Annotated in this window: 18 protein-coding genes; 14 read left to right on the top strand and 4 right to left on the bottom strand. The window is 41.4% G+C overall.

Going from position 1 to position 24225, the window contains the following annotated elements:
- Nucleotides 1-15 precede the first annotated feature (15 nt).
- From DBT_RS02860 to mutL, 14 genes are all read left to right on the top strand, one after another.
- Nucleotides 16-1320: a sigma-54-dependent transcriptional regulator gene (locus DBT_RS02860; RefSeq protein ID WP_244155295.1), complete on the top strand. Its 1305-nt coding sequence runs from the start codon at nucleotides 16-18 to the stop codon at nucleotides 1318-1320.
- Between the two features lie 370 nt (nucleotides 1321-1690).
- Nucleotides 1691-2614 carry a sulfite exporter TauE/SafE family protein gene (locus DBT_RS02855; RefSeq protein ID WP_067616241.1) on the top strand — a complete coding sequence of 308 codons (924 nt, stop codon included), beginning with the start codon at nucleotides 1691-1693 and terminating at the stop codon, nucleotides 2612-2614.
- Nucleotide 2615: 1 nt separating this feature from the next.
- On the top strand, nucleotides 2616-3395 hold the full coding sequence (locus DBT_RS02850) for a TIGR02186 family protein (RefSeq protein ID WP_083186579.1): 780 nt from the start codon (nucleotides 2616-2618) through the stop codon (nucleotides 3393-3395).
- Between the two features lie 167 nt (nucleotides 3396-3562).
- Complete coding sequence (locus tag DBT_RS02845; protein ID WP_067616239.1) at nucleotides 3563-6124, top strand: PEP/pyruvate-binding domain-containing protein; 2562 nt, start codon at nucleotides 3563-3565, stop codon at nucleotides 6122-6124.
- Nucleotides 6117-6503: a response regulator gene (locus DBT_RS02840; protein WP_067616237.1), complete on the top strand. Its 387-nt coding sequence runs from the start codon at nucleotides 6117-6119 to the stop codon at nucleotides 6501-6503. Before DBT_RS02845 ends, DBT_RS02840 begins: the two co-directional genes overlap by 8 nt.
- Before the next feature lie 27 nt (nucleotides 6504-6530).
- Complete coding sequence (locus tag DBT_RS02835; protein ID WP_067616235.1) at nucleotides 6531-7325, top strand: hypothetical protein; 795 nt, start codon at nucleotides 6531-6533, stop codon at nucleotides 7323-7325.
- Nucleotides 7326-7350: 25 nt separating this feature from the next.
- The gene (locus tag DBT_RS02830) at nucleotides 7351-8196 is read left to right on the top strand and encodes a universal stress protein (RefSeq protein ID WP_067616232.1); all 846 of its coding nucleotides are present in this window, start codon (nucleotides 7351-7353) and stop codon (nucleotides 8194-8196) included.
- Between the two features lie 506 nt (nucleotides 8197-8702).
- Nucleotides 8703-10661 (top strand): SLC13 family permease, encoded by a 1959-nt coding sequence (locus DBT_RS02825; RefSeq protein WP_279614752.1) that lies wholly within the window; start codon nucleotides 8703-8705, stop codon nucleotides 10659-10661.
- Between the two features lie 14 nt (nucleotides 10662-10675).
- Nucleotides 10676-12460 carry an ArsB/NhaD family transporter gene (locus tag DBT_RS02820; RefSeq protein WP_067616230.1) on the top strand — a complete coding sequence of 595 codons (1785 nt, stop codon included), beginning with the start codon at nucleotides 10676-10678 and terminating at the stop codon, nucleotides 12458-12460.
- A gap of 14 nt (nucleotides 12461-12474) precedes the next feature.
- The gene (locus tag DBT_RS02815) at nucleotides 12475-13401 is read left to right on the top strand and encodes a universal stress protein (protein ID WP_067616228.1); all 927 of its coding nucleotides are present in this window, start codon (nucleotides 12475-12477) and stop codon (nucleotides 13399-13401) included.
- Between the two features lie 596 nt (nucleotides 13402-13997).
- A complete protein-coding gene (locus DBT_RS02810) occupies nucleotides 13998-15566 on the top strand; it encodes a 2-oxoacid:acceptor oxidoreductase subunit alpha (protein WP_083186578.1) in 1569 nt (522 codons plus the stop codon).
- 79 nt (nucleotides 15567-15645) lie between these two features.
- Nucleotides 15646-16512 (top strand): thiamine pyrophosphate-dependent enzyme, encoded by an 867-nt coding sequence (locus DBT_RS02805; RefSeq protein WP_067616227.1) that lies wholly within the window; start codon nucleotides 15646-15648, stop codon nucleotides 16510-16512.
- Nucleotides 16513-16625: 113 nt separating this feature from the next.
- Nucleotides 16626-17225, top strand: a complete 600-nt coding sequence (locus tag DBT_RS02800) for a UPF0149 family protein (RefSeq protein ID WP_161939892.1) — start codon at nucleotides 16626-16628, stop codon at nucleotides 17223-17225.
- A complete protein-coding gene (gene mutL / locus DBT_RS02795; RefSeq protein ID WP_067616223.1) occupies nucleotides 17225-18979 on the top strand; it encodes a DNA mismatch repair endonuclease MutL in 1755 nt (584 codons plus the stop codon). Before DBT_RS02800 ends, mutL begins: the two co-directional genes overlap by 1 nt.
- Before the next feature lie 213 nt (nucleotides 18980-19192).
- Here the strand turns inward: mutL and guaB are convergent, their stop codons facing one another.
- The 4 genes from guaB to mnmA are packed head-to-tail and all read right to left on the bottom strand — an operon-like array spanning nucleotide 19193 to nucleotide 23880.
- Complete coding sequence (gene guaB / locus DBT_RS02790) at nucleotides 19193-20656, bottom strand: IMP dehydrogenase (RefSeq protein WP_067616220.1); 1464 nt, start codon at nucleotides 20654-20656, stop codon at nucleotides 19193-19195.
- A complete protein-coding gene (locus DBT_RS02785; RefSeq protein WP_067616217.1) occupies nucleotides 20622-21518 on the bottom strand; it encodes a Ppx/GppA phosphatase family protein in 897 nt (298 codons plus the stop codon). Before DBT_RS02785 ends, guaB begins: the two co-directional genes overlap by 35 nt.
- The gene (mtaB, locus tag DBT_RS02780; protein WP_067616216.1) at nucleotides 21515-22825 is read right to left on the bottom strand and encodes a tRNA (N(6)-L-threonylcarbamoyladenosine(37)-C(2))-methylthiotransferase MtaB; all 1311 of its coding nucleotides are present in this window, start codon (nucleotides 22823-22825) and stop codon (nucleotides 21515-21517) included. The genes DBT_RS02785 and mtaB overlap by 4 nt, the downstream gene beginning before the upstream one ends.
- Nucleotides 22816-23880, bottom strand: a complete 1065-nt coding sequence (gene mnmA / locus DBT_RS02775; protein WP_067616214.1) for a tRNA 2-thiouridine(34) synthase MnmA — start codon at nucleotides 23878-23880, stop codon at nucleotides 22816-22818. The genes mtaB and mnmA overlap by 10 nt, the downstream gene beginning before the upstream one ends.
- Nucleotides 23881-24225: the final 345 nt, after the last annotated feature.

The following is a 24225-nucleotide window of genomic DNA, read 5'->3' as shown; positions in this document are numbered from 1 at the left end:
AAAACTGCTCGAGATATGATTAAACGTTTCCTGGAGAAGGAAAAGTTTCAGGTTGAGACATTTCCTGGAGCTGCATCTTTTTTTAATCGATTAAAAGAGACTCAGTTTCCCATAGTCTTTATTGACCTGAAGCTTCCAGATATGGACGGTCTAGAAGTACTAAAAAGGCTAAAACACATTAATCCAGACTCTGAAGCCATTATAGTGACCGGATATGCCAGCATTGATACCGCAGTGGAGGCTACAAAGATTGGAGCATTTCATTATCTAACTAAGCCATTGAAACGACACGATATTTGCCTTATAGCAAAGAGGGCTAGAGATCAAGTTCGTCTAAGGGAAGAAAATAAAAAACTTAGATTGGCAAACTCAGGGGGAGCGCTGATTGAAGGCTTTGTCGGAGCAGGGCCGGCAATGCAAGAAATCTTTGCCCTTATAAAAAAGGTGGCACTGGTTAATTGTAATGTGTTGTTACAAGCTGAAACAGGTACGGGCAAACAAATGGTTGCAAAGGCCATTCACAAGTTGAGCCCAAGGCGGGGAAAACCGTTTGTATACTTTAATTGCGCTAGTTTTACCGAAGAGCTGATTAGCAGTGAATTGTTTGGTTATGAAAAGGGGGCCTTTACAGGGGCTACTTCAACAAAAAAGGGACTCTTTGAGACTGCAAATGGGGGAACGGTGTTTTTGGATGAAATTGGCGAGATGCCAATGTCAATGCAAGTAAAACTTTTGCACGTTCTCCAAGAAAGACAGATTCTTAGGGTTGGTGGCACCAAACCCATAGATCTTGATGTTCGGATAATCGCTGCAACCAATAAGGACTTAAAATCTGCGATTCAGGCAGGAACTTTCAGAGAAGATTTGTTTTACAGGCTAAACGTCGTCAATATTCAATTGCCGCGATTAGCTGATAGAAAGGAGGATATACCCCTTCTAGTCACCCATTTCATTAATAAATATTCCAGAAGATTTAAAAAGAATGTGCGGAATATCTCTCAGGACGCCCTTAATATCTTGCTTAAATATGATTTTCCAGGAAATGTCAGGGAGCTGGAAAATATAATTCAGCGAGCAGTAGCGCTGGCTGAAGGATCTCAAATAAAAAGAGAACACCTGCCAGGAGATTTACTGGGAAAGGAGGTGGAGGAATTATTAGATGACGATGGACTTTTGCTTCCATTAGAAGAGGTTGAAAAATTGCATATAATTAGGGTGTTGAGAAAAACGGGATTTAATAAAAAGCTTGCTAGTAAGATTTTAAATATACCTAGAACCACTCTTTGGAGAAGAATGAAGAAATTTGGAATCAAGGAGTGATTGTTTTCGCATGTGTTTCATTTTGAAAAAGTTGAGAATTCAGTTTGTCTTGTTAAAAATAGCGATTTCAGTAGGTTAATTGCTATTTCTGGTAAAGTGCACTATTTCACAATGGAACATGTAGCCCTAAAATAGATCTCAATTTTAAACAATTCCTATTGGTGCTCCTCATCTTGGTGTTTTTGGCTTCATTTTGTAAGTTATTGTTTTAAAAAAGAAAAAAAGCCCACTCTTTCTCTTTTTTTCTCGCAGTATCTGGCATTCATATTGCACCTCTTAGTTTAATTAAGTTGTAAATGTCGTTGTCAGTTTTTTTAACAGGCGTGTCCGAAAGGGCATGAAAAACAAATTATAGGAGGTATTTGCCAAAATGTTCCACATGTATCTTCCCATAGCCGGGAATAGCGTTGACATCCTATTGATATTCGGATTGGGGGGGTTTGTAGGTCTTTTGTCGGGAATTTTCGGGGTAGGAGGGGGTTTTTTGATGACACCACTTTTAATCATGTTTGGGATCCCTCCTACTGTTGCAGCTGCTTCTGATTCAAATCAGATAGTAGGTGCTTCCACCTCGGGTACCCTAGCTCATTGGCGTCTTGGGAACGTAGATGTCAAAATGGGACTCCTTTTGCTTGTGGGTGGTATAGTCGGCGGTACAGTTGGAGTCCAAATAATTAAGATTCTTCGTGCCATGGGAAATGCTGATTTTCTCATTAAAATCACTTATGTCCTCATGCTCGGTGGAGTTGGTGGTTATATGTTCATGGATAGTCTTAAAGGTCTTAAAGGAACCTCTCAACATACTAAGAGTGATAAAGGCAAAGAATCTACATATGCTAAGATGCTAAATAGTCTTCCGTTTCAAACAAATTTTGAGAAATCAGGTATTGAGATTTCCATTTTGTTACCTCTAGTCTTTGGAGCCTTTGTGGGAATTCTTGCCGCTATAATGGGTGTTGGTGGTGGTTTTATAATGGTGCCTGTAATGGTCTATCTACTCAGAATGCCCATGCACGTAGTAGTTGGAACTAGTTTATTTCAAATTCTTTTTACATGTGTAGATGTAACGATTATGCAGGCATATGCAAATCACACTGTTGATTTCGTTTTGGCCCTTTTGCTCTTACTGGGTTCTACAATAGGAGCTCAAATAGGCACAATAATAAATAAACGTCTCAAGGCCGATCAAATCAAGATTCTATTAGCTTCTTTGGTCTTATTGGTATGCGTAAAAATGCTTTATAGCCTGTTAGTAGCCCCTGATATTATGGTTGCTTTGAAAGGAGGACACTAATATGTATATAAATAGAATGCTTAATATTATTGTTTTAATATTAGTGAGTTATGTCGTTTTTGGTTTGAAAACAGGAGAAGTGAAGGCCCAGACACTGACCTTAGAATTACGTCCTAAACACATTGATATTGGGGCCTTTTACAATGGGACTAAGGTGATTGCCATTGGGGAAATCCCTGCAGATACAGAGGCAGTTGTCCGCATCAGCGGTCACTACACAGAATTACATCTAAAGAAAAAAGGAAAGATCGCCGGCCTGTTGTGGATGAATGTTGGCGATGTAACCCTAGGCAATATCCCTGAAGTGTTTATGGTGGTTACTTCTGCAGCAATGGCAAAAAAAATTGACGACCCCACATTAAATTTAGGATATAAATATTTAGAGAGGATGATGACTATAGAACCTGAGAGTGAAAATAAGGATTTCATTTTTAATGAATTCGTAAAACTTCAGGAAAAGTCTGGCACCTATGGGTTATATCCAGGCTCTATTTCGTATTCAACTGCCCAAAATGGTTACAAGGAATTTCAAGCAGTGATTCCAGTGCCACCTAAGATGAAACAGGGGACTTATAAAGTTGAAGTGTTTGCCATAAGAGACTCTGAGATAGTGGATAGTGCCCAAGAGGAACTTACCTTAAAACAGGTAGGCTTTCCCGCTTTAGTAACGAAGTTTGCTTTTCAATATCCACTAGTTTACGGTGTGGCCGCAGTGGTGATTGCCATATTTGCAGGTCTTTTAATGGGGGTATTGTTTAAGGGAAAAGGAGGAGCACATTGATTTATTGTAAGGTCTCGCAGAGTATGACCTATGCTATCTTGGCATGGAGTCTTTGTAAAAGAATTTCCATCTTGGTCCTAACCGCTTCGAGGCTTCGGTACTCTGCGAGCCCTTACAGGGTAGCCTATTATGGTAATCTTGCAGGGATTTGTCTTGTGTTGTGATAAATGATTGATATAAAAAAAATAATCAAGGAACTTTTTTACAAGAGCGGCTCTTCAAAGGGTCGCTCATTTAAAGAACTATTTGTCATCTTTCAGCAGATTCTCACCTTAAATAACCACATCCTGGATTTAATTGCTGATGCCAATCAGAAACTAGGCGGTGATTACATCTTTGATAAACGGTTCATTGAACAGTTTGTTGATGAAATTTCAACGAATGTCCAACAATTAATATTTGCCTTAAATGAAATGGTTCCAGGAAAGTATAAGCAGCTCTTTGATGTGTATCAAAAAATTGAATTTGATCTCAGGGAGATACTCGCTGGCCATCATGTAGGGATAGAAAAATATGTATTGTCTTATGATGATGTTTCAAAAGGAGACGAAGATTCTGTTGGTGGTAAAAATGCAACACTGTGTGAAGTCAAAAAACATTTGGACTTAGCCATTCCCCATGGATTCGCCATAACATTCTTTGCATATGTCGATTTTTTAAACTCTGCTGGCCTTTTGCCCTTTATTAAAGATGCCCTCCAAAAATGGGAAAGAGGTGAAGTTTCCAGTTCTCAGGTAGGTAGTGTGATTCAATCTGAAATACAAAAAAGTAAAATCCCTTCTGAATTAAAACATGAAATAAAAGAGGCCATCAATGACCTCAAGAAAAAGGTTGATGAATCTAATCTTTTTGTTGTTAGAAGTAGTGCATGGGCCGAAGACAGTGAACATTCATTTGCTGGCTTATACGATAGTATTGTAGGGGTCAAAGATACTGGCATACTTGATGCATACAAGAAAGTGATTGCTAGTACTTTTAATCCAAAGGTTATGGAATACAGGCGGCGTATTGGTTTCAAAGAGGATGAAATTTTGATGGCAGTATGTTGTCAGCAACTTATACCATCTAAGGTCAGTGGAGTTGTTTATACATTGAATCCAACTGAACCCGACAGCGATACCATGATCATAAGCGCTAGCTGGGGGCTCGGAGGGTTGGTGGTTTCTGGAAAAGAAACAGGTGATATTTTTTGGGTTGACCGGGATTCAAAGAGAATAGTTGGCGTAGAGATTGCATGGAAGGAATACAAAAAAGAAGTCACAAAAAGCGGTGAAATAGAGCTGGTGGAAGTAGAAGAGGATTTAAAAATGGTGTCAACATTGTCTACAAAAGAAGTCAAAGAAATAGCAGATATAGCTTTATCAATAGAAAAATATTTTAAAAAACCACAGGATATTGAATTCTGTATTGATAAGAAAGGCAAGTTGGTAATATTACAAACGAGGCCCTTGGGTATAACAAAAAAGAGATTGCCTAGGGCCAAAGACCTACGAGATTTAGAAAGTAAATATGAAATCATAATAAAAGACAAAGGCATTACCGCTCAAGAAGGTATAGCAGTCGGTACTATATATGTGGCCTCACAGGATGACAATTTTGAAGCCTGTCCAACAGGCGCTATAGTAGTTGCCCGTTATGCCTCTCCGAGGATGGCCAAGATAGTACCAAAGGCCTCGGGTATTATAACTGAAGTAGGGTCAGTGACAGGACACCTCGCAACTATCTGCAGAGAATATAGTGTACCTGCGTTATTTAATGTGTCAGGGATCACCGGACTTGTGAGGCCTGGAGAGGTCGTCACCTTGGATGCAGAAGACAAGAAGATTTATAAGGGAAAAGTAAAGGAACTATATTTTTATAGTCTGTCCCATGAACCAATAGGCGATACTTACGAGTATAGGCTACTTAGAAGGATTCTTAGAAAAATTGAACCATTGCATCTAGCAGAACCTACTGACTCAAATTTTAAACCCGAATTTTGTAAAACATTTCATGATATTACACGTTTTATTCATGAAAAGGCCGTTGAAACGATAGTTGATCTTCATTTTTATGGCAGTCACGATCCTGAGACCTTTTCAGGCAAACTAGAATGGGATATTCCCCTCGATCTCATAATTATAGATATAGGAGGCGGCTTAAAGCAATTAGGTGAATCCTCTGAGTCGGTTCATCGTGGAGATATTCAGTCAATTCCAATGAATGCCTTGTTAGATGGCATTGGACACCCTGGGGCTTGGGACAGTGGGCCTATGTCTGTAGATGTTTCCAGTTTTATGTCCAGTCTTACACGTACATTTTCACTAGAACATATGAGCCCAAAGGCCATCGGACAAAATCTTGCTGTAATAAGTAAAAATTATGTAAATCTAAGTCTGAGGCTCGGATATCATTTTACTATGGTTGATAGTTATGTTACCTCAAATATTGCAGAAAATTATATATATTTTCGATTTTTTGGTGGAGTAACCGACTTAACTCGTCGGTCAAGAAGGGCCAAGATGATTAGTGAGGTACTTGAACATTATGATTTTAGAGTAGAAACCCATGGCGATCTCGTAGTGGCACGCCTAAAGAGATTGGATAAAAGAGGCATTATTAACCGGTTATATTTATTAGGACTGCTAATAGGGTATACCCGGCAATTAGACGTAATGATGATCAATGATGATCAAATTGATATTTTTGCAGAAAAAATACGTGAATTAATGGAGGATAAAAATGAGTGATAAGGCAATCTCTATATTGATACTAGACGATGAACCAATAGTTACTAAACGCTTAAAACCAGCACTAGAAAAAAAAGGATATGTAGTTGAAACATTTACTGATAGCAATAGTGCTCTTGAACGCATAAAGGAACAACGATTTGATATAGTTATAACTGATTTAAAAATGGAAGGTGTATCTGGAATGGAATTTCTTGAAGAGGTGAAAAATCAATGGCCAGATACTGAAGTTATCGTAATTACAGGATTTGCTACAATGGAAACAGCTAAAGAGTCTTTTAAAAAAGGCGTTTTCGACTTTTTGGCAAAGCCATTCAAATTAGGAGAGATTATAGAAATCGTTGGTAAGGCAGTAGAGCATTTGAAGGAGAAAAAATAATTCAACACTAAGTGAGGGAGACAACAAATGGCCAGAGCATTAATATATTTAGACGAAAATCTCGCTTCAAGTATTGCCTTGAGATACTTGGATTATTTGAGTTCTGTCGTGGAATTGGAGCCATTTATATTACACGTGGTGGAACCGGATGGAAAAGAACAAGCAGGGGTAGGCTGGGTTAGAAGGACATGGGAAGCAGGAATGATCGAATCGGGTAAAGCAACTATTTCAAGGCTTTTAAAAACTGAAAAGGTAAAGTGTTCTTTTGCTGGGCCCCCAAAAATCAAGATTGGTGATAGAGATAGAGAGGTCGTTAGGGAACTTAAGACCACGATGTATGATCTGTATATTGAGGGCTATCTCCCAACCTCAAAGAGTGAGGAATTCTACGATCTTATCAAGTCAGATCGTTATACAAAATCGCCCTGTTCGATAATGTGTGTGAAGAATTTATCATTATCGAAAACTGTAGGGGTGTTGGTTGGAGATGGGGTCGATCCAGAAATGGTTGCGTCGACATTGAAGAATCTACTGAGTGGCTCATCCATGGACATTGAATTGATTCATTATTCATACCAGGAGAGTGACAATCTAGCCTTTTTGGAAAAAGAGCAGGCTGGTAGCTTGCTCGTTGATGCCGAGAAGATATTTCAGGATTACTCTCTCCCTTTATTGAGGACCCATGTTGTTGCAGGGACGCCTGAATCTGTAGGAGATTTTTTGATCAACTATGCATTTGTGGCCTGCAGTTTTTTGGCGCGCAAATCTCTAATCACGGAGATATTAGGTTTAACCCCAGTATCTATTCTTTTGTGTAAATAGTAGAATTAGGACGTGGAGGAATAAAATGCGAATATTAGGAGCCTTGGATAAGGAATCATATAGTTTAGGTATAATTCAGGATCTCGCCCGTTTATGCTCCAATACATGGTCAGACGTGACCTTAGTCATGGTTCAAAAGGCTGGAGATTCAGAGGAGAGCTGTAAAAAGGCCCTTATTTCCTGTACGGAGAATTTTTATAAAATGGCAGGGGAAGGAGAAGGTCCGTATGCCTTGCCCAAACAATTTCATTTTCAAGTTGGCCCTAATGGAAGTTTGGAACTCCACACCAAAGGGCATAAAGAATTGACTCTGAAGATCTGTATGGGTGATCCAGCTAAAGCTATCCTCAAAGAATCAAATGAGATTGAAAGTGATTTGATAGTTATAGGCTGCACTAAGGGTATAGGTTGTGAGTGGGAAGGGGTACTGGGATTACCTCAAAAAATTGCCAGAGACGCCAAATGTTCAGTATTGGTAGTGAAGGAGACCACGACACCCAGGCAGATTATTTCCTTTTTGGATCAAACAAACGTTAGTCAAGAGTCTTTGGAACTCATAAATCAAATGGTGACCATCCACGAGGCTGGACTAAAGATTGTAGGATTGATGGGGGAAAAGGGGGTAGTTGGCAAAGGCGATGTAGAAAGAAAAATGCTCGAGATTTTGCAATATTATATTGATAAAAATATGCATGCATGGATTACATTTATAGAGAAGAATGATATAGAAAAATATGTTGCTCAGGCCACTTCTGAGGGGATGGTAGCCCTTTGGATGGGTAAGCAATCCTTTTTTGCCAAGATTTTTTCTCGAGATTTGTTGGGAAAGTTAATTGAATACGCACAATCTTCAGTCCTTATTTTGAGATAAGTCATCAACTGTTTTCCCTTAATCTTGTAGGGCCCACACTCGTGGGCTTTTTTTTGTCCCAGATTATGTGACTAGGACCTCTTGAAATACCTCTCAGTGCCTATTTTTGAGAAAAAGATATCTTTGCTTCGAGTTAGCTTATAGTTGAGCAATTTGCGCACAATTGGAAATAGACTGGGTGATCATGTGCAGATTGTAGCATAGTCACCTAAACCCCTACTCATCATCCCTATAGGAAGGGAGATTTGCTAGTCTGTTCTGCTAATTTGGGCTAAAATTTTCATAGGAGATGGTATTTTCGCTGGTTTAATGGTAAATTTGAATTTCATTTTGAAACGTAACTGAGCTTTTAAATTGATCTACAGTAAAAACTTATTGTTTTTACATAAAAAAATGGTTTTTCATTGTGAAACTCTTGACACTCACCTAATATGGGTCTATGAGAATGGGTTTGTGAAATCATATTCATTGTGCATTTTTTAATCTTAAAAAGAGGAGGGAATAGGATGCCAAAAATGTTATTTCGTTGTCTTTCAATCATCTTCATGTACTTGTTTGCGCTATCTGGCTTGGCTCTAGGCTCAGATTCGGCGTCTAGTCAGGCCCCTCAGTTGACTACTCAGATGATAATTGTCATGGGAGTGTTAGGGTTTGCCATTTTACTTTTTGTTTTCGAATGGGTTAGAGTCGACGTCGTTGGTATTATCATGATGGTCCTATTACCACTGCTTGGACTAGTGAGTCCCAAAGAGGCCATTAGCGGACTTAGTTCAAACGCAGTTGTCTCTATTATTGCTGTGATCATCATAGGGGCTGGGTTAGACAAAACAGGCTGCATGAACGTATTGGCCAGATTTATCCTGAGATTTGCTGGCAAGGCAGAGAGTAGAATTATGGCCCTTATTGCTGGAACTGTGGCGCTCATATCTAGCTTCATGCAAAATATTGGTGCAGCCGCACTCTTTATGCCGGCGGCTATCCGCATAAGTAGGCAGGTAAACATCCCAGTTTCTAGAATACTCATGCCAATGGGCTTTTGTGCTATTATTGGTGGAACTATCACTCTTGTTGGTGCAAGCCCCACCATTCTCTTGAATGACCTTATCGAACAGGCAAATCAACTTGGAATAGCACCAGAGCCCATTGAAACCCTGGGCTTGTTCACCCAGACACCCATTGGTATTGCCCTTGTTACTAGTGCAATTTTATATTTCATAGTGTTTGGAAGATTCATTTTGCCCAAAACTTCAGGTGAGTCTGAAAACCGTTTGATTCCAGACATGATTGCAGATACTTATAGAGAGATTACTGGAATTTATGAAATTGAGGTACCTGAGACATATAAAGGGGAGAGCACATTAGGGGAATTAGATCTTAGGCCAAGGTATAAAATTGCCGTAGTAGCTATCTATGATGCTCAAAAAAAGAGTAAAAATTTTGCCCCTGTAAGTAGCGAAAAATTCAAGGCCGGAGACGTTATAGCTGTTGTAGGCAATGAAACAGCAGTTAAAAATTTTGTAAACGATCTTGGTCTAAAATTAAAGGATGACCTTGATGTTTTCTCAGAGGACTTATCACCAAACAATGCAGGTATACTTGAAGGTATTGTAACTCCAAGATCAGAACTTGTGGGAAAGACATTGTCAGAGGTAAACTTTAGGAAGACTTATCAGGTGAATCCCGTAGCAGTTTGCAGTGATGGTACCTGTACCTTGGAAAATATCGCTGAAATTAAACTGAAGCCAGGAGATGCAATATTATTATTTGGAAGATGGGAGTACTTCCACAGGTTAAAGGGTCAACAGACCTTTACATTTACCACCGAGGTCAAGGGAGAAATAATGCGGACAGAAAAGGCCAAAACTGCAGTCTTTTGGCTGCTTGTTGCCCTTGGCCTTGTCATGTTCTGGAATCCGGTGGTGACCAAGTTGGGCCATCCTGAATTGAAGATATCTCTTTCTATCTGCCTACTAACTGGTGCTCTGGGTATGATCTTGACTAAGGTTATGAGTGTAGATGAAGCCTATGAATCAGTGGACTGGATGACAGTATTTCTCCTTGGAGGACTAATACCACTGGGACTTGCATTTCAGAAGACAGGGACCGCTGAATACATAGCAACAACGATTATGAATGCCTTGGGAACTGTTCCTCCCATAGTATTTTTGGCCGTAGTCGGTATTATGACATCGTTTTTCACTCTCGTGGTCTCCAACGTGGGAGCAACAGTGCTTCTGGTACCACTTGCAATTAGTATGGCAGTGAAGGCTGGAGCAGATCCCCGTATGGCAGCCCTCGTAGTTGCACTTTCTGCCTCAAATACCTTTGTACTCCCAACTCACCAGGTGAACGCACTCATTATGAGGCCAGGCGGATACAGGACAGTGGATTACGCAAAGGCTGGGGCAGGGATGACAATTCTCTTTTTAGTGGTAATGCTTACTATGCTCTATCTATTTTATTAATCTGGAGGACTGTTATGAAATTAAAGATTCTTATCCTCGTTGTCTTATGTCTAATTCCGATTTCATTTGCCCAGTCGTTTGCCTCGCAAGTGAATCACATTAATGCACATGAACGAGAATCAGGCTCCCATGTTATTCTCGATGTGCATGGCAAGATTGTGAATCCCCATAATACTGGGGTGGGAGATGTAAGCTTAAGCGTATTTGTAGACGGAAAACCTGCTGAGTTGGTTACTTCTGAATCCCATGGTGGTCATGAAGAGCATGGCGGTGGAGGAATAACAAGCGAAGCCGACGGTACATACCAGTTTAAAGTGTTACTTCCTGCTGATGAGGATATCAAGGGGAAACACATTGAAATAAAGGCATTCAAACCTAGCTACGAAAGGACGACAATTAAGATAGACACTGCTAATATTGCTCATAACGGTAAAGAATACATGGTCCGCGCAGATATGAAGATTAAGCGGACCCTGGGGCCTGCATTTTGGATAGCCACGGTGGTATTTATCCTTGCATATGTATTGATTTCATTTGAGTTGCTCCACAGGACCCTTGCTGCAATGCTCGGTGCGGCAACAATGCTGGTTATAAGCTACACCATAGGGACCATAAATCCCGAATATCACATCCTTTCTTACGAAAGCGCCATACGAGCAATTGACATGAATGTGGTTTTCCTCCTCATGGGTATGATGATCATTGTTGGCATCTTGAAAAACACCGGTATATTCCAGTGGACTGCATACAAATGCTATCAATTAGCCCGCGGAAATGTGATAGTTCTCGCCGTCATACTCATGTCTTTTACTGCAATATCTTCGGCGTTTCTAGATAACGTTACTACCATGCTGCTTCTCACCCCCGTTAGCATAGAGATTGCCCTTTCCCTTGGAATATCTCCTCTTTCGCTTTTGATACCAGAGATACTTGCTTCAAATATCGGTGGAACAGCCACTTTGATCGGTGATCCGCCGAACATAATGATCGGCTCGTATGCCGGCCTCACATTCATGGATTTTGTTATAGACCTTACTCCAGTCTGTATTATCTCTATGATCATTCTTTTTATCTATTCTAAGTTTGTCTATAAGAATGAATATTCCAAGGCCAAGATTACCGATATACAGGCCTTTATAGAGAAACTCAGACAAGAGTATCAGATAACAGATGGAAATCTCCTCACAGTTGGTCTGATTATCATGGGTATTGTCATAGCAATGTTCCTTACCCATGGATATTGGCACATGGAGGTAAGTATTGCAGCACTTTTTGGTGCATCTTTGCTCTTTACATACGGGCTCATTACAAAGAAGGTTGATCTCCTTCATCTTATAGAAAAGGACATTGAGTGGCCGACGCTCCTCTTTTTCATCTTCCTTTTCATTCTTGTAGGCGCTGTGGAAGAAACGGGACTTCTGGACATTATCGCCGACTGGGTCTTGAGTTTGTCCCAGGGGAGTCTAGTTGTATCTATCTGTTTGATACTTTGGGTGTCTGCAATTATGAGTGCCTTTGTTGACAACATTCCATTTACAGCCACCATGCTTCCAATTGTTGGATACCTCACCAAGGTTATACCCGGAGCAGAGAGCGGGGTGCTGTGGTGGGCACTTGCCTTTGGAGCATGTTTTGGTGGAAATGGCACAATGATCGGTGCAAGTGCCAACGTGGTGACCCTCGGTATCGCAGAGTCTGCCGGATACCCAATTCGCTTCTTTGGATTTATGAAAATTGCCTTTATATACATGCTAGTGACCGTTGGAGTAGCCAATATTTGGCTTCTTCTCTTTTATTAAAAAGGAGGTGAGGTATGAAGTTTCTTTTACCCGTAGACGTCAAAAAACCAAGTTATAGAGTGGCAGGACTCGTTGGATGCCTCGCTGCCAATTTAGGACAACGCCTGGATTCCATTACTATCCTCACTGTAATGGCTGGAAGTTATCTTACGAGTCATATAAAAAATATAGATATTCGGGCAGATAGATTGCTCAATTCAGATCTAATTAAAGACCTTAGAAAACAACATATTGAAAAAGAGGTCCTCCCTATCCTTCATGAAATCAAGGAAAAGTTGGTATCGGCAGGTGCCAGTTCTCCCATAGATGAAAAGATTGAAGATGGTGATCCAGTAGAACGAATAACACAGGTTGCAAAAGAGGGTGGATATACACAAATCTTCCTTGAAAGAAGGGGAGTTAGCACGGCCCAGGAGATCTTTCTTGGAAGTGTCTCAGCAGGGCTTCTACATAAAGATATTGGCTGCTCTATCTATTTGATAGGCAAGAAGATGGCTGAACAGGGTACCTGTTCTGTAAAAAAATGCCTTATTCCCTTAGACGGATCAGTTCATTCAGATAAGGCATTAAAAGAGGCGAGTTCCATGTTAAGTTGTTGCCTTGATGGTATAGAAATGATTCATCTTTTTAACGTGATCAGTCTCGCCCATTACCCTGAAAACATAGAAAGTGGTCTTTTGCCTGAAAAAGAAGCAGAGGAAATCTTGAATAATGGAAAGGATATTCTAGTTAAGGCGGGGATTCCGGAATCTTTGATAACAACCAGTTATGAATACGGAGTACCTGCAAAAAATATTTTGCAAAAAGCAGAATCAGAAGACGTAGATCTTATTTTTATGGGACGTAGGGGAAGAGGTGCTATTCAGGAATTCTTCATGGGAAGTGTATCGCATGAATTGATCCATAAATGCTCCAATCCTACAGTTGCGCTTGTTAGTTAAAAAGAATCTGCTTTATCCTTGAATGGCGAATGCGAGAAAAGAGTTTTTTCCAATGAATATAAAAATTGGAAGATTTTTTCGCATTCGCCATTATTCTAGTTGCAGCTTTTTCTTTAGCTGTTTTTTCAGATACTTCATAGCCTCAACCATGCCTTAGCCCTTTATGTCTTACCTAAATCCTGCACGGCAAAAGGGATCAAAAATGATTTATTTACGATTTTATGGAATGTTAGCTAACATCCGGCTATTCACTAAATTCACTTTTTGGGTGAATCAATATTTTGTGTTTTTTGCCTCCTTTTGCTGCCCTTCGGGATTGGCGATTTTGCCCAATCTACTTTGTCGCGCAGGGCTCGAAGTACCTAAGTACGTCTTCGCCCCTCGCTCCTCGTATCTTGGGCAAACTCGCCAATTGCAGGATTTAGATCTTAGCTAAACTCGTCAATTGAAAATTTAGGCCCTAAAACCGCACCCAACCATTATTGGCTGAGGCACTCTTTTCTTTATTCGCTTGACTTCCTGTCTCATTTAAATAGCCTGAAAGTAGGTGTACGGTCTTTTGTATCTTTTTTAAATTTTTTTCCTTGGAGAATCCCATGAACGAAATTTCAATCTTAATTGGAGGTAAGGCAGGAGATGGAGTCAAGCAGGCAGGTAATACCCTTTCTCGACTCTTAAATCGGTTGGGTTACAAAATATTTTTCTATGATGATTATCCTAGTCTCATACGTGGAGGCCACAATTTTTCCATAATAAGGGCATCCAAAGACAAGATACTCTGCCATGAAGAGACGGTGGATGTGATAGTTGCCCTTAATCAGGAAGCTATTGATAAAAATAAGGAGCGGCTCAATCAAGGGGGGATCATAGTCTTTGACTCAAACCAGGCCGATGCAGAAGGACTTGGAGTTCCCATTTCCGACATCGTAAAATCCCATAAGGGAATTCCTATCATGAGAAATGTAGCAGCCCTTGGGGCACTGACAAGGGTGTTGGGAATACCTTGGGAGAGTTTCGAGGAGATCATCAAATCCACTGTAAAAAAGGGGGTTGAAACGAACCTTCTAATCGCTAAGGCTTCTTTTGACAGTATCAAAGAGGAATATATTAAAATTGAACCAACAGGTGAATCACCCTGCCCGATCCTTACGGGAAATGAGGCATTAGCCCTTGGAGCAGTAAGGGGGGGACTTGATATATATATTGCATATCCCATGACTCCTGCATCTTCCATCCTCCATTTTTTGGCGCAACACGGTCCAAATCTTGGAGTAACCACTATTCACCCTGAAAGTGAGATTGGGGCGGCCCTTATGGCCTTAGGCAGCGCATATGCCGGCAACAGGGCTATGACAGGGAGTTCAGGTGGTGGCTTTGCCCTTATGACAGAGGCGGTTAGTCTGGCTGGCCAGTCTGAGATTCCCATTGTATTTGTAGAGTGCCAACGAGCTGGCCCAAGTACAGGGGTCCCTACCTACACCATGCAGGCAGATCTATTTTTTGTACTTCATGCCGGACATGGAGAGTTCCCACGGATTGTCGTTGCTCCTGGAGATGCTGAAGAGGTATATGAGTGGGCATATAATGCCCTGAATGCCGCCTGGTCCTTTCAGGTTCCGGTTTTCATACTGTCTGATAAACACCTTAGTGAAAGCGGTTTTTCCTTTTCAGAGCCAAAAGATCTCTTTGACTGGCCGGCTCCAAGGCTCTGGGATAGATCATCTGAGTACAAGAGATACGAGGTAAATGATGACGGTATATCACCCATGGCCTTCCCAGGGCAAAAAAATGCTGTGGTTAAGGTTACTTCATATGAACACGATGAATACGGTATAACAACGGAAGAATCTGAAGCCATATCCTGTATGCAAGAAAAGCGTCTTGAGAAGTCAAGGGCAATAAGAGAGACCATGAAGGGACTTGAGTGTGTAAAGTCCTATGGGGAAAGCGACTCTGACGTCTGTGTATTTTTTTGGGGATCAACCAAAGGTGCAGCTGTTGAGGCCTGCCAGTGCCTTGGACTAAGAGCGATTCAACCTATTGTCATGGAGCCATTTCCTTTAAGTGAAATAAAGGCCTTATTAAAAGATGTAAAAAAATCGTTTGTGCTGAGACAAACGCCACAGGCCAATTTGCCAGTCTCCTCGAATCACATGGGATTTTAGTAGACCATAAGATTCTTCGGTATGACGGTAGGCCATTTACACCAACTGAGCTAAGAAAAAAGATCGAGGAGGCCATATCATGAAAGACAAAAAGGCCCTTAACACGCAGGCAGTCAATACATGGTGCCCTGGATGTGGAAATTTTGGAATCCTTAGTGCCATGAGATCAGTCCTTATGGAGATTCAAGCCCAGGGAACTCCCTTGGAAAATGTAGTGCTTTTATCTGGCATTGGGTGTCATGCAAAGATAGTTGACTATGTAGATGTTAACTCATTTTATTCGCTTCACGGAAGGGTCATTCCTCCCCTAACAGGCATTAAACTAGTCAATCCCGATCTTATTGTTATTGGTCATGCCGGTGATGGTGATGCTTATGGGGAAGGGATAGAACACCTGATATTTGCAGCAAAGAGAAACGTTGATGCCACTTTTATTGTTCATAACAACAGTGTCTATGGACTTACTACTGGGCAGTTCACTCCAACCAGCCCCAAGGGATTCAAAGGTCGGTCCACTCCAGATGGGAGTCCAGAGTATCCGATGAATCCCCTTGAAATCATGTTGGCCTCTGGGGCATCTTTTGTAGCAAGGGGATATTCAGGTAAGATTGAACACTTGAAGAAATTGATACTCCAGGGAATAGAACACAAAGGTTTTTCCTTCATCGATGTTCTTCAGCCCTGTTATACCTTTTTTAACACTTATGAATACTATAATAAGTGGGTGGAAGAGATAGAGGATGCAACGAAGGAGCGCCCGCGGTCATTTGATGAGGCCAATGCCATGATAAGAAGCTGGCCGTATGACCAATCTCAGCAGCCTATTGCCATTGGAATTTTTTACACTGAACAGCGTTCAACCTTTGAGGAGGAGGTATTAAAAAGGCAAGTTCCCGGAACTGACAAGATAGAGGGTATACAAAAAATACTGGAAAGAATGAGATGATGTAATAAAATACTTCGAAATCTGTTGCCCTGCATTTTCTTCAAACTTGTCTGACCGAGGATTTGGGCGATATTCAGCTTATGAGTAGTTTTGGAGAAAAAATGGCATTTTTAATGGATAAAATCAACAGGCCCATTACAGAGGAGGAACTGGCAGAATTGGATGACTTCTTGAATTCCGACCAGGTGCCAGAAGAATGCCTGGATCTGTCAGGGCTCCATGGCTTCCTCACAGCCATTACGATTGGGCCTGGATATATAATGCCAAGTGAATGGTTGCCTATTGCCATTGGATTAGTCGAAGATGATGTTGAAGAGAATTATAGTGAAGGTAGAGAGGATAGTCTTGAACTCATTATGAGGATGTACACTGGTATAGTTAGTGAGTTCTATGAAGATCCTGATAATTTTGAACCATTAATATATTTTTTGGAGTTCAATGGAAAGTCCTTTCCTATAATCAGTGATTGGTGTTATGGCTTTGTAAGGGGTATGTCTCTTAGAATGGATAGTTGGAAATCCATGATGGAATCTGAAGATGCATCCCTTTTTCTCACAATCCCCTTACTTTTTGGTACAGAAGAGGGTCTTCAAGAGCTTGAGGCATATACTCCTGACGAGATTGCACATATTAGTGAGGGCTTACCCTACTCAGTCCTTGGTATATATGAATACTGGTTAAATAGGAAGGCCCCAACTCCATTAATCAACTGATGTCTATTAGAATCCTTCCTCCCCATATTGCCAACCAGATTGCAGCAGGCGAGGTGGTGGAAAGGCCATCGTCTGTAGTCAAAGAGCTCATAGAAAACGCTCTGGATGCCGGTGCAAGCGAGATCGTAGTTGAGGTTGAGAAGGGGGGAAAGAGCCTTATTCGCGTCATGGACAACGGTAATGGCATGAAAAAGGAAGACCTAGAATTGTGTGTTGAACGTCATGCCACTAGTAAGATCGAGGATGAAGAAGACCTCTATGCAATAAAGACCTTGGGTTTTCGTGGTGAAGCTCTCCCTAGTATTGGGGCAGTGAGTGAACTAGTTATAAAGAGTCGCTCCATAGAGAGTGGGGAGGAGATGGATTCGGGCTGGATGGTCAAGGTCTTTTTCGGAAGAAACAAGGAGGTAAGGCCCTGTCCTTGTCCTTTCGGAACTATAGTTGAGGTAAGGGATCTTTTTCTTGAAATCCCGGCAAGACGAAGGTTTTTAAAATCAGATCAGGCAGAGCTGGGGCACATTAATAAAGTAGTCAGGACCTATGCAGTAGCCTTCCCAGAAAAATCCTTTGTTCTTAGGTCTGGTAGAAAGGAACTTTTTAGTTCACCCAAGAGGGCAGGATTTCAAGAACGATTCGTTCCCCTTTTGGGACAGGAATTGGCATCCAAACTAGTACCTATTGAAGGGGAAGGCTATGGCATTAAGATCAGCGGTGCTGTCTCAACTCCTGGGGCTGGGATAACTGGCCCGAGACAGTGTCATTTCTTTTTAAATAGGCGTCCTTTTGGTTCGCGTTTTATTCTAAAGGCCGTTAAAGAGGCCTCTAGGGGCCTATTCATGAAAAATGAGTATCCGGCCCTCGTCCTATTTCTTGATATGGATTCAGAGCTTGTGGACGTGAATTGCCATCCATCCAAGCAGGAAGTGAGATTCAGATACTCAGATCGGGTATTTAAGCTGGTTTACGCCTCTATAAAAAACGCTTTTTTAAGGAAAAGGCCAGAGCAAGAGATTTCTACAGTTGAAGAAGATAGTTACGAAACACCCTCTGAGTCACAATCTGTTAAGACTGTCATGTCGAGCTATTCCCAAATACCTTTTTTCGAGGAGACAAAGGAGCTTGAAAATTCAAAGGTCCAAGAACAACAACTCGAGCATGTAACCTATAACGAATCTGAGGAATTACCTACTATATTGGGACAGGTCTTAGATACATATATCGTTGGAATGGTTAGAGACGGTCTTTTTTTAATGGACCAACATGGTGCCCATGAGGCACTTCTTTTTAAGCGCCTATTAGATCAATTAAAGGCTAAGGGAAGGCTTCCAGGTCAGGGACTTGCTTTTCCCATCATTATTGAACGGTCTCCTGAGGAAATGGAGATAGTGCATGAAGTAAAAAAGACCCTGTCGCCCCTTGGTTTTGACCTCGACGTTTTTGGAGCAACAGAAGTTGCAGTCCGACGGGTGCCTGCAAGTCTTGCCGTCCTTGAAAATAGGGAAGAGGGGGTCAGGTCTATTGTGGACAAGGCCTTTTCAACCCCTTCGGCTTCGTCAGAGACCTTTTTACACGATTTGGTTGCAAAGGTGGCGTGTGGAAGCGCTGTAAAGGCAGGACAGGCCTTGCATGGCATGGAGTTGAAAAACCTAGTTTACGAATGTATTGAGGAAGGGGTGACCAACTGCCCTCATGGCCGACCAGTATTTGTCGTTTTAAATAGGGATGATCTTGAGCGATTATTTAAGAGAAAATGAAACCATAGATTCCATTCGAGTCAATAATCTACAACTTTACCAGAAATAAGAACCCAGTTGTAGAATAGATGGTTTGATAGGGCATTTGACGGCCTGCTCGCCAGACATTTTTTTCTTCTCTGGCCAATGGGCCAGAGAAGAAAATGTCTTTGTTCGTTCATGTGAAGCCTTGGCTAAGGCATGATTCTCACAGAACTAAATAGAGACTAGCAATTAGCGATCAACCCAGTAATTGGGGGATTCCTTTGTTATTATTACGTCATGGACGTGACTTTCCCTGAGTCCTGCTGGAGAGATCTTAACGAACTTGGCATTCTTTCTTAGGGTGTCGATGTCTTTACAGCCAAGGTAGCCCATACCGGATTTAAGGCCTCCAACAAGTTGATAAATCATATTTGACAGTGGGCCCCTATATGGAACCCTTCCTTCTATACCTTCTGGCACAAGTTTGGTCTCGGTTCTGACTCCTTCCTGGAAGTACCTGTCTTTGCTCCCTTTTTTCATGGCTCCAATTGAGCCCATTCCGCGATATACCTTGTAGGATCTACCTTGAAACAGTTCAAGGTCTCCTGGGCTTTCAGCAGTACCCGCAAGGAGGCTTCCAACCATCACACAATGTGCCCCAGCACCGATGGCCTTTGTGAGGTCTCCTGAGAATTTGATTCCACCGTCTGCAATTACTGGAATTCCATATTCTTCTGCCACTTGGGCACAGTTATGAATTGCTGTGAGCTGTGGTACGCCAACTCCGGCAACTATCCTCGTGGTACATATGCTGCCAGGACCTACGCCAACCTTAATGGCGTCTACTCCTGCCTCTATTAGGGCCCTGGCACCCTCTGCTGTGGCAACGTTACCTGCAATTACATTTAAGTCTGGAAAGTTGCTTTTAATCTCCTTTACTGCCTCAATCACATTTTTTGAGTGACCGTGGGCAGAGTCTACAACTACCACGTCAACTCCCACTTGCTTTAGTTGTTCTACATGTTCAAGACGTCCTTTACCAACTCCAACTGCAGCTCCAACCCTGAGTCTTCCCAGGTCATCTTTGCATGAGTTAGGATACTTCTTGATTTTCTCAATATCTTTTATGGTGATTAAGCCCTTGAGTTCCCCTTTTTCATTTACAACGAGAAGTTTTTCAATCCTGTGTTTGTGTAGCAACTCTTTGGATTCTTCAAGGGTAATGCCCACAGGGGCGGTAACGAGGTTTTCTTTTGTCATTACATCCCTGACCTCGAGGTCCCAGTTGGTCTCAAATCTCAGATCTCTGTTGGTTACAATGCCAACAAGTTTTCCATCTTTAACTACTGGAACTCCAGAGATCTTGTACTCTCGCATTATTCGTTGCACATCCCAAATTTTTTGGTCTGGTTCCACAGTGACAGGGTCAATGATCATTCCACTCTCTGACTTCTTTACCTTTTCTACTTCTTTTACCTGCCTTTCAATTGGCATATTTTTGTGGATTATACCTATGCCTCCTTCACGGGCCAGACTAATGGCGGTCTGAGATTCTGTCACCGTATCCATAGCTGCACTTACAATGGGAATGTTGAGCCTGATCTCACGAGTAAGCCAGGTTGATACGTCAACCTCAGTAGGGATAACTTCAGAAAATGAAGGTACTAATAGAAGGTCATCAAAGGTATAGCCTTCGCCAATCAAGTTTAGCATGATCATCATACTCCTTTTTTATCAAGTCTATTAAGATGCCCATAAGTAACCCCCCATCAGAGATGGTTACTCCAGGGACATCGAGATTTTTTACTACATGTAAAAGAATCCTTAAACCAGGGATAATAATATCGGCGCGTTCTGGTTCAAGGCCTATAATCTTTTTTCTTTCATCTAGATTTAATACAGAGAGTTTTTTAATCAACGAAGAAATTGTTTCTCGATTTACAAACAGACCTCGGATTTTTTGAGGTTCATATTGAGAAAGTTGAAGGAGCATCGCCCCAAGGGTAGTGGCTGTTCCTCCTGTAGCAGTGGCTTTTTTAACTTGGCTAAATGGATGGGAAGAAAGAAAAGAAAATTCTTTAAAGGACTCTTCAGTAAACTTCACAGCTCCAATCTTTATGCTTTTAATCAGTATTTCCTGAGATGAGTAATAGATAGTCTCTGTGCTACCTCCGCCCACATCAATAATGCATATTGGTTGAGGGGCTACAGTGCCTCCAAGGGCTGTGCTTGCGCCGAGAGCTGTCAGCCTCCCTTCTTCCTGGGGAGAGAGGATTTCCAATGGATGGGAAAGGATTTCTTTTATTTCTTCTAAGATATTAGGAGCCTTTTGAGCAAGGGCCCGTATTGCCTCAGTACCGCAAACCCGTAGGCGTTGAATCCCAAAGTGTTTTACATTTTCTTTGATATCCATTAATGCCGTCTGGATCTTCTGGTTAAGTTTTCTTTCTTCAATGACCTTCCCCAGGCGTACATTAAAGAGCCTTGAGGACTTAGCCGAAACCAGTCCTTCTGAAACTTCGGCTACACCAAGCCTAAAGGTCTGGGTTCCAAGATCAATTGCTCCAAATATCACGCCACTACAACTCCGATTAAGCTCTCATTAACATAATCTTTGGTTAGGACTGTGATTTCATTATTTGGATGAATATCTGACTTTTGTGGGTCAAACAGGGCCTCAATTAACAAGTAGTTTTGTGTGCGACCGGTAAGCTTTCCCTTTTTAAAATCTACCTTTTCAACAAGACAATTTAGATATTTTCCTAGATGATTTCTATAAAATTCTTCCTTTTTTCGTTTCCCAATCTCTCTAATTATCTTGGAGCGTCTGTCTTTTTCTTTCTTGTTCACCGTCTCTTTTAGCCCATATGCCCTTGTTCCGGGCCTTTTTGAAAAGGGGAACGCATGTACGTATGTCACAGGGGTTGCTTCAATGATTTTTGCAGTCTGTTCAAAATCAGAGATATCTTCTCCTGGAAATCCTACAAGACAGTCTGTACCTATGGAGGCATCGGGAAACCGTTCCCTTATGGTATGAGTGCGTTCAACAAATAGTTCGGGTTCATATTTTCTTCCCATTGCCTTTAGAACCCTGGAACTTCCACTTTGAAGGGGAATGTGGAAGTGCTTACAAAAGTTTTCTCTTTCTGCACAAAGGTCCAGGATTTCATCCTTTAACTCATTGGGCTCGATTGAACTGAGTCTAAAACGGCACTCAGGAAATCTCCTGGTGAGTTCATCAATGCCCTTAACAAGGCCATCATTCATACCAAGATCCTTGCCGTAAAAACCCACATGAATTCCAGTTACTACTATCTCTTTTACCCCTGAATCCACATACTTTTGAGCCTGTTCAATGATTTTATCAATGGATAAGCTCCTAGAGGGTCCCCTTGCGTAAGGGACTATGCAGTATGAGCAAAAGGCATCACATCCGTCTTGGATCCTGAGATAGGCCCTGGTCCTGCCTTGTGGTTTTGAAAGCGTAAATTGTGAAATTGTCTTCTTTTTAAAGATGTCTCCTACAAATATCTCCAGACAATCCATAGAAGACAATTTGAGATTTAGGAGCATCTCCTTTTGATCATTTCCAATCACGCAAATGTTCGTATCAATCGATTCAATAAGACCCCACGGGTCGATTTGGGTATAACAACCTGTGGCAATGACCCTTGCGTCTGGATTTTTTTTGAGCGCCTTTCTAATCGCCTGTCGAGCCTGATAGCATGCCTTGGATGTGACTGCACAGGTGTTTATTATAAAGATATCAAAGTCATCCTTTGGGCCCACAACAGTGTGTCCTTGCGTTTGTAGGGCCTCTGCCATGGCCTGAGATTCAAATTGATTTACCTTACACCCGAGGGTATATATTCTTATCCGCATATTACTCCACCACCAAGGACCACATCTCCTGCATAAAAGACAGCAGCTTGTCCTGGAGTTATTGAAGATTGTGGTTCATAAAACATAATCTTATATCGTCCAGTTTTTTTATTACATTCAACTATCTTACCTGGTGCTGGATTGTGGCGAGAGCGTATCTTTATCTCAATGTCTTGAGATCGTGCATATTCTTCTGGTACGAGCCAATTAACATTTTCAACGTAAAAGTTTGATTGTAGAGTATCTTTCTTAGTTCCTATGATTAAGGCGTTATTTTTCGTATCTAATTCTAAGACATAGTAAGGCTCTGGGCCAGGGATGCCAATGCCGCGTCTTTGTCCAATTGTGTAATTATAGAGGCCCTTGTGGGTTCCGACGATCTCATCAGTAGTCTTTAAAATAATCGGACCTGGTGTTTCTTCAACCCCAATTAGGCTTTCTCTATAGTCACCTTCAACAAAACAAATCTCTTGGCTTTCTTTTAAAACGAGCTTATCGAGTCCTTTGTTCTTGGCGATTTGCCTTATTTCCTCCTTTTTAAAGGCGCCAAGGGGAAAAATGATAGTCTCCAACCATCTTTTGGGTAACCTATGGAGAAAATAGCTCTGGTCTTTTTTGGGATCTACACCCTTTTTCAGTATAAAGCCCAGTTCATCATGTAGCTCGATCCTGGCATAGTGTCCCGTTGCAAAGAACCTTAAGCCAAGCTTCTCTTTTTGCGCCAGGCCTTCCTTAAATTTTATGGATGGATTGCAGAAAACACATGGATTCGGAGTAAGCCCTTTTCTATATGTATCGATAAAATATGAAATTACCTCTTTATTAAAGGCATTCTTCCTATCTACGAAGTGGATTTTGATGTCTAACTGTTCTGCAATCCTCAAGACGGTTTTTTTCTGTTTGCGAACAGTGGCTTCAAAACTTTCTCCTAGGAGTTCAAGATAAAGACCCTGGACATCAAAACCCCGTTCCTTCAAAAGAAGAGCGGAAACCGCGCTATCAACTCCACCAGAAAGGGCTACTAGAATTTCGTCTCGTTCTCTTAGATTTTTCATCTTGATACTATACTACACAATACGAGATTTCGTAACCAGATAGGCAGCCTTTGAAATCAGTCTATCTTCTATATTGGCATTAGAATATTAATGAGTCTATCCAGCTTTGCACGTCAATGTCCATAGTTGAAAACTATGACGTAGTGTACTATCACTCAGCTCCTTGTCTATACCAGCGAGGCCAATAGCAAGTCTAAGGGCACTTTAACACAGGAGTTGAGTTGCGGGTATTTGATATCTGCTACGTAAGATATAGGAATTTGACCTCTTGTTATATGGAAAATTGGTCGCCAATACGTTGAGTTGGGTGGAGCCACTCATAATTTAAAAGCGAAGTGATTTAGA

Source organism: Dissulfuribacter thermophilus, from assembly GCF_001687335.1.
GTDB classification, from domain to species: domain Bacteria; phylum Desulfobacterota; class Dissulfuribacteria; order Dissulfuribacterales; family Dissulfuribacteraceae; genus Dissulfuribacter; species Dissulfuribacter thermophilus.
This window is presented reverse-complemented; position numbering and strand designations above follow the sequence as displayed.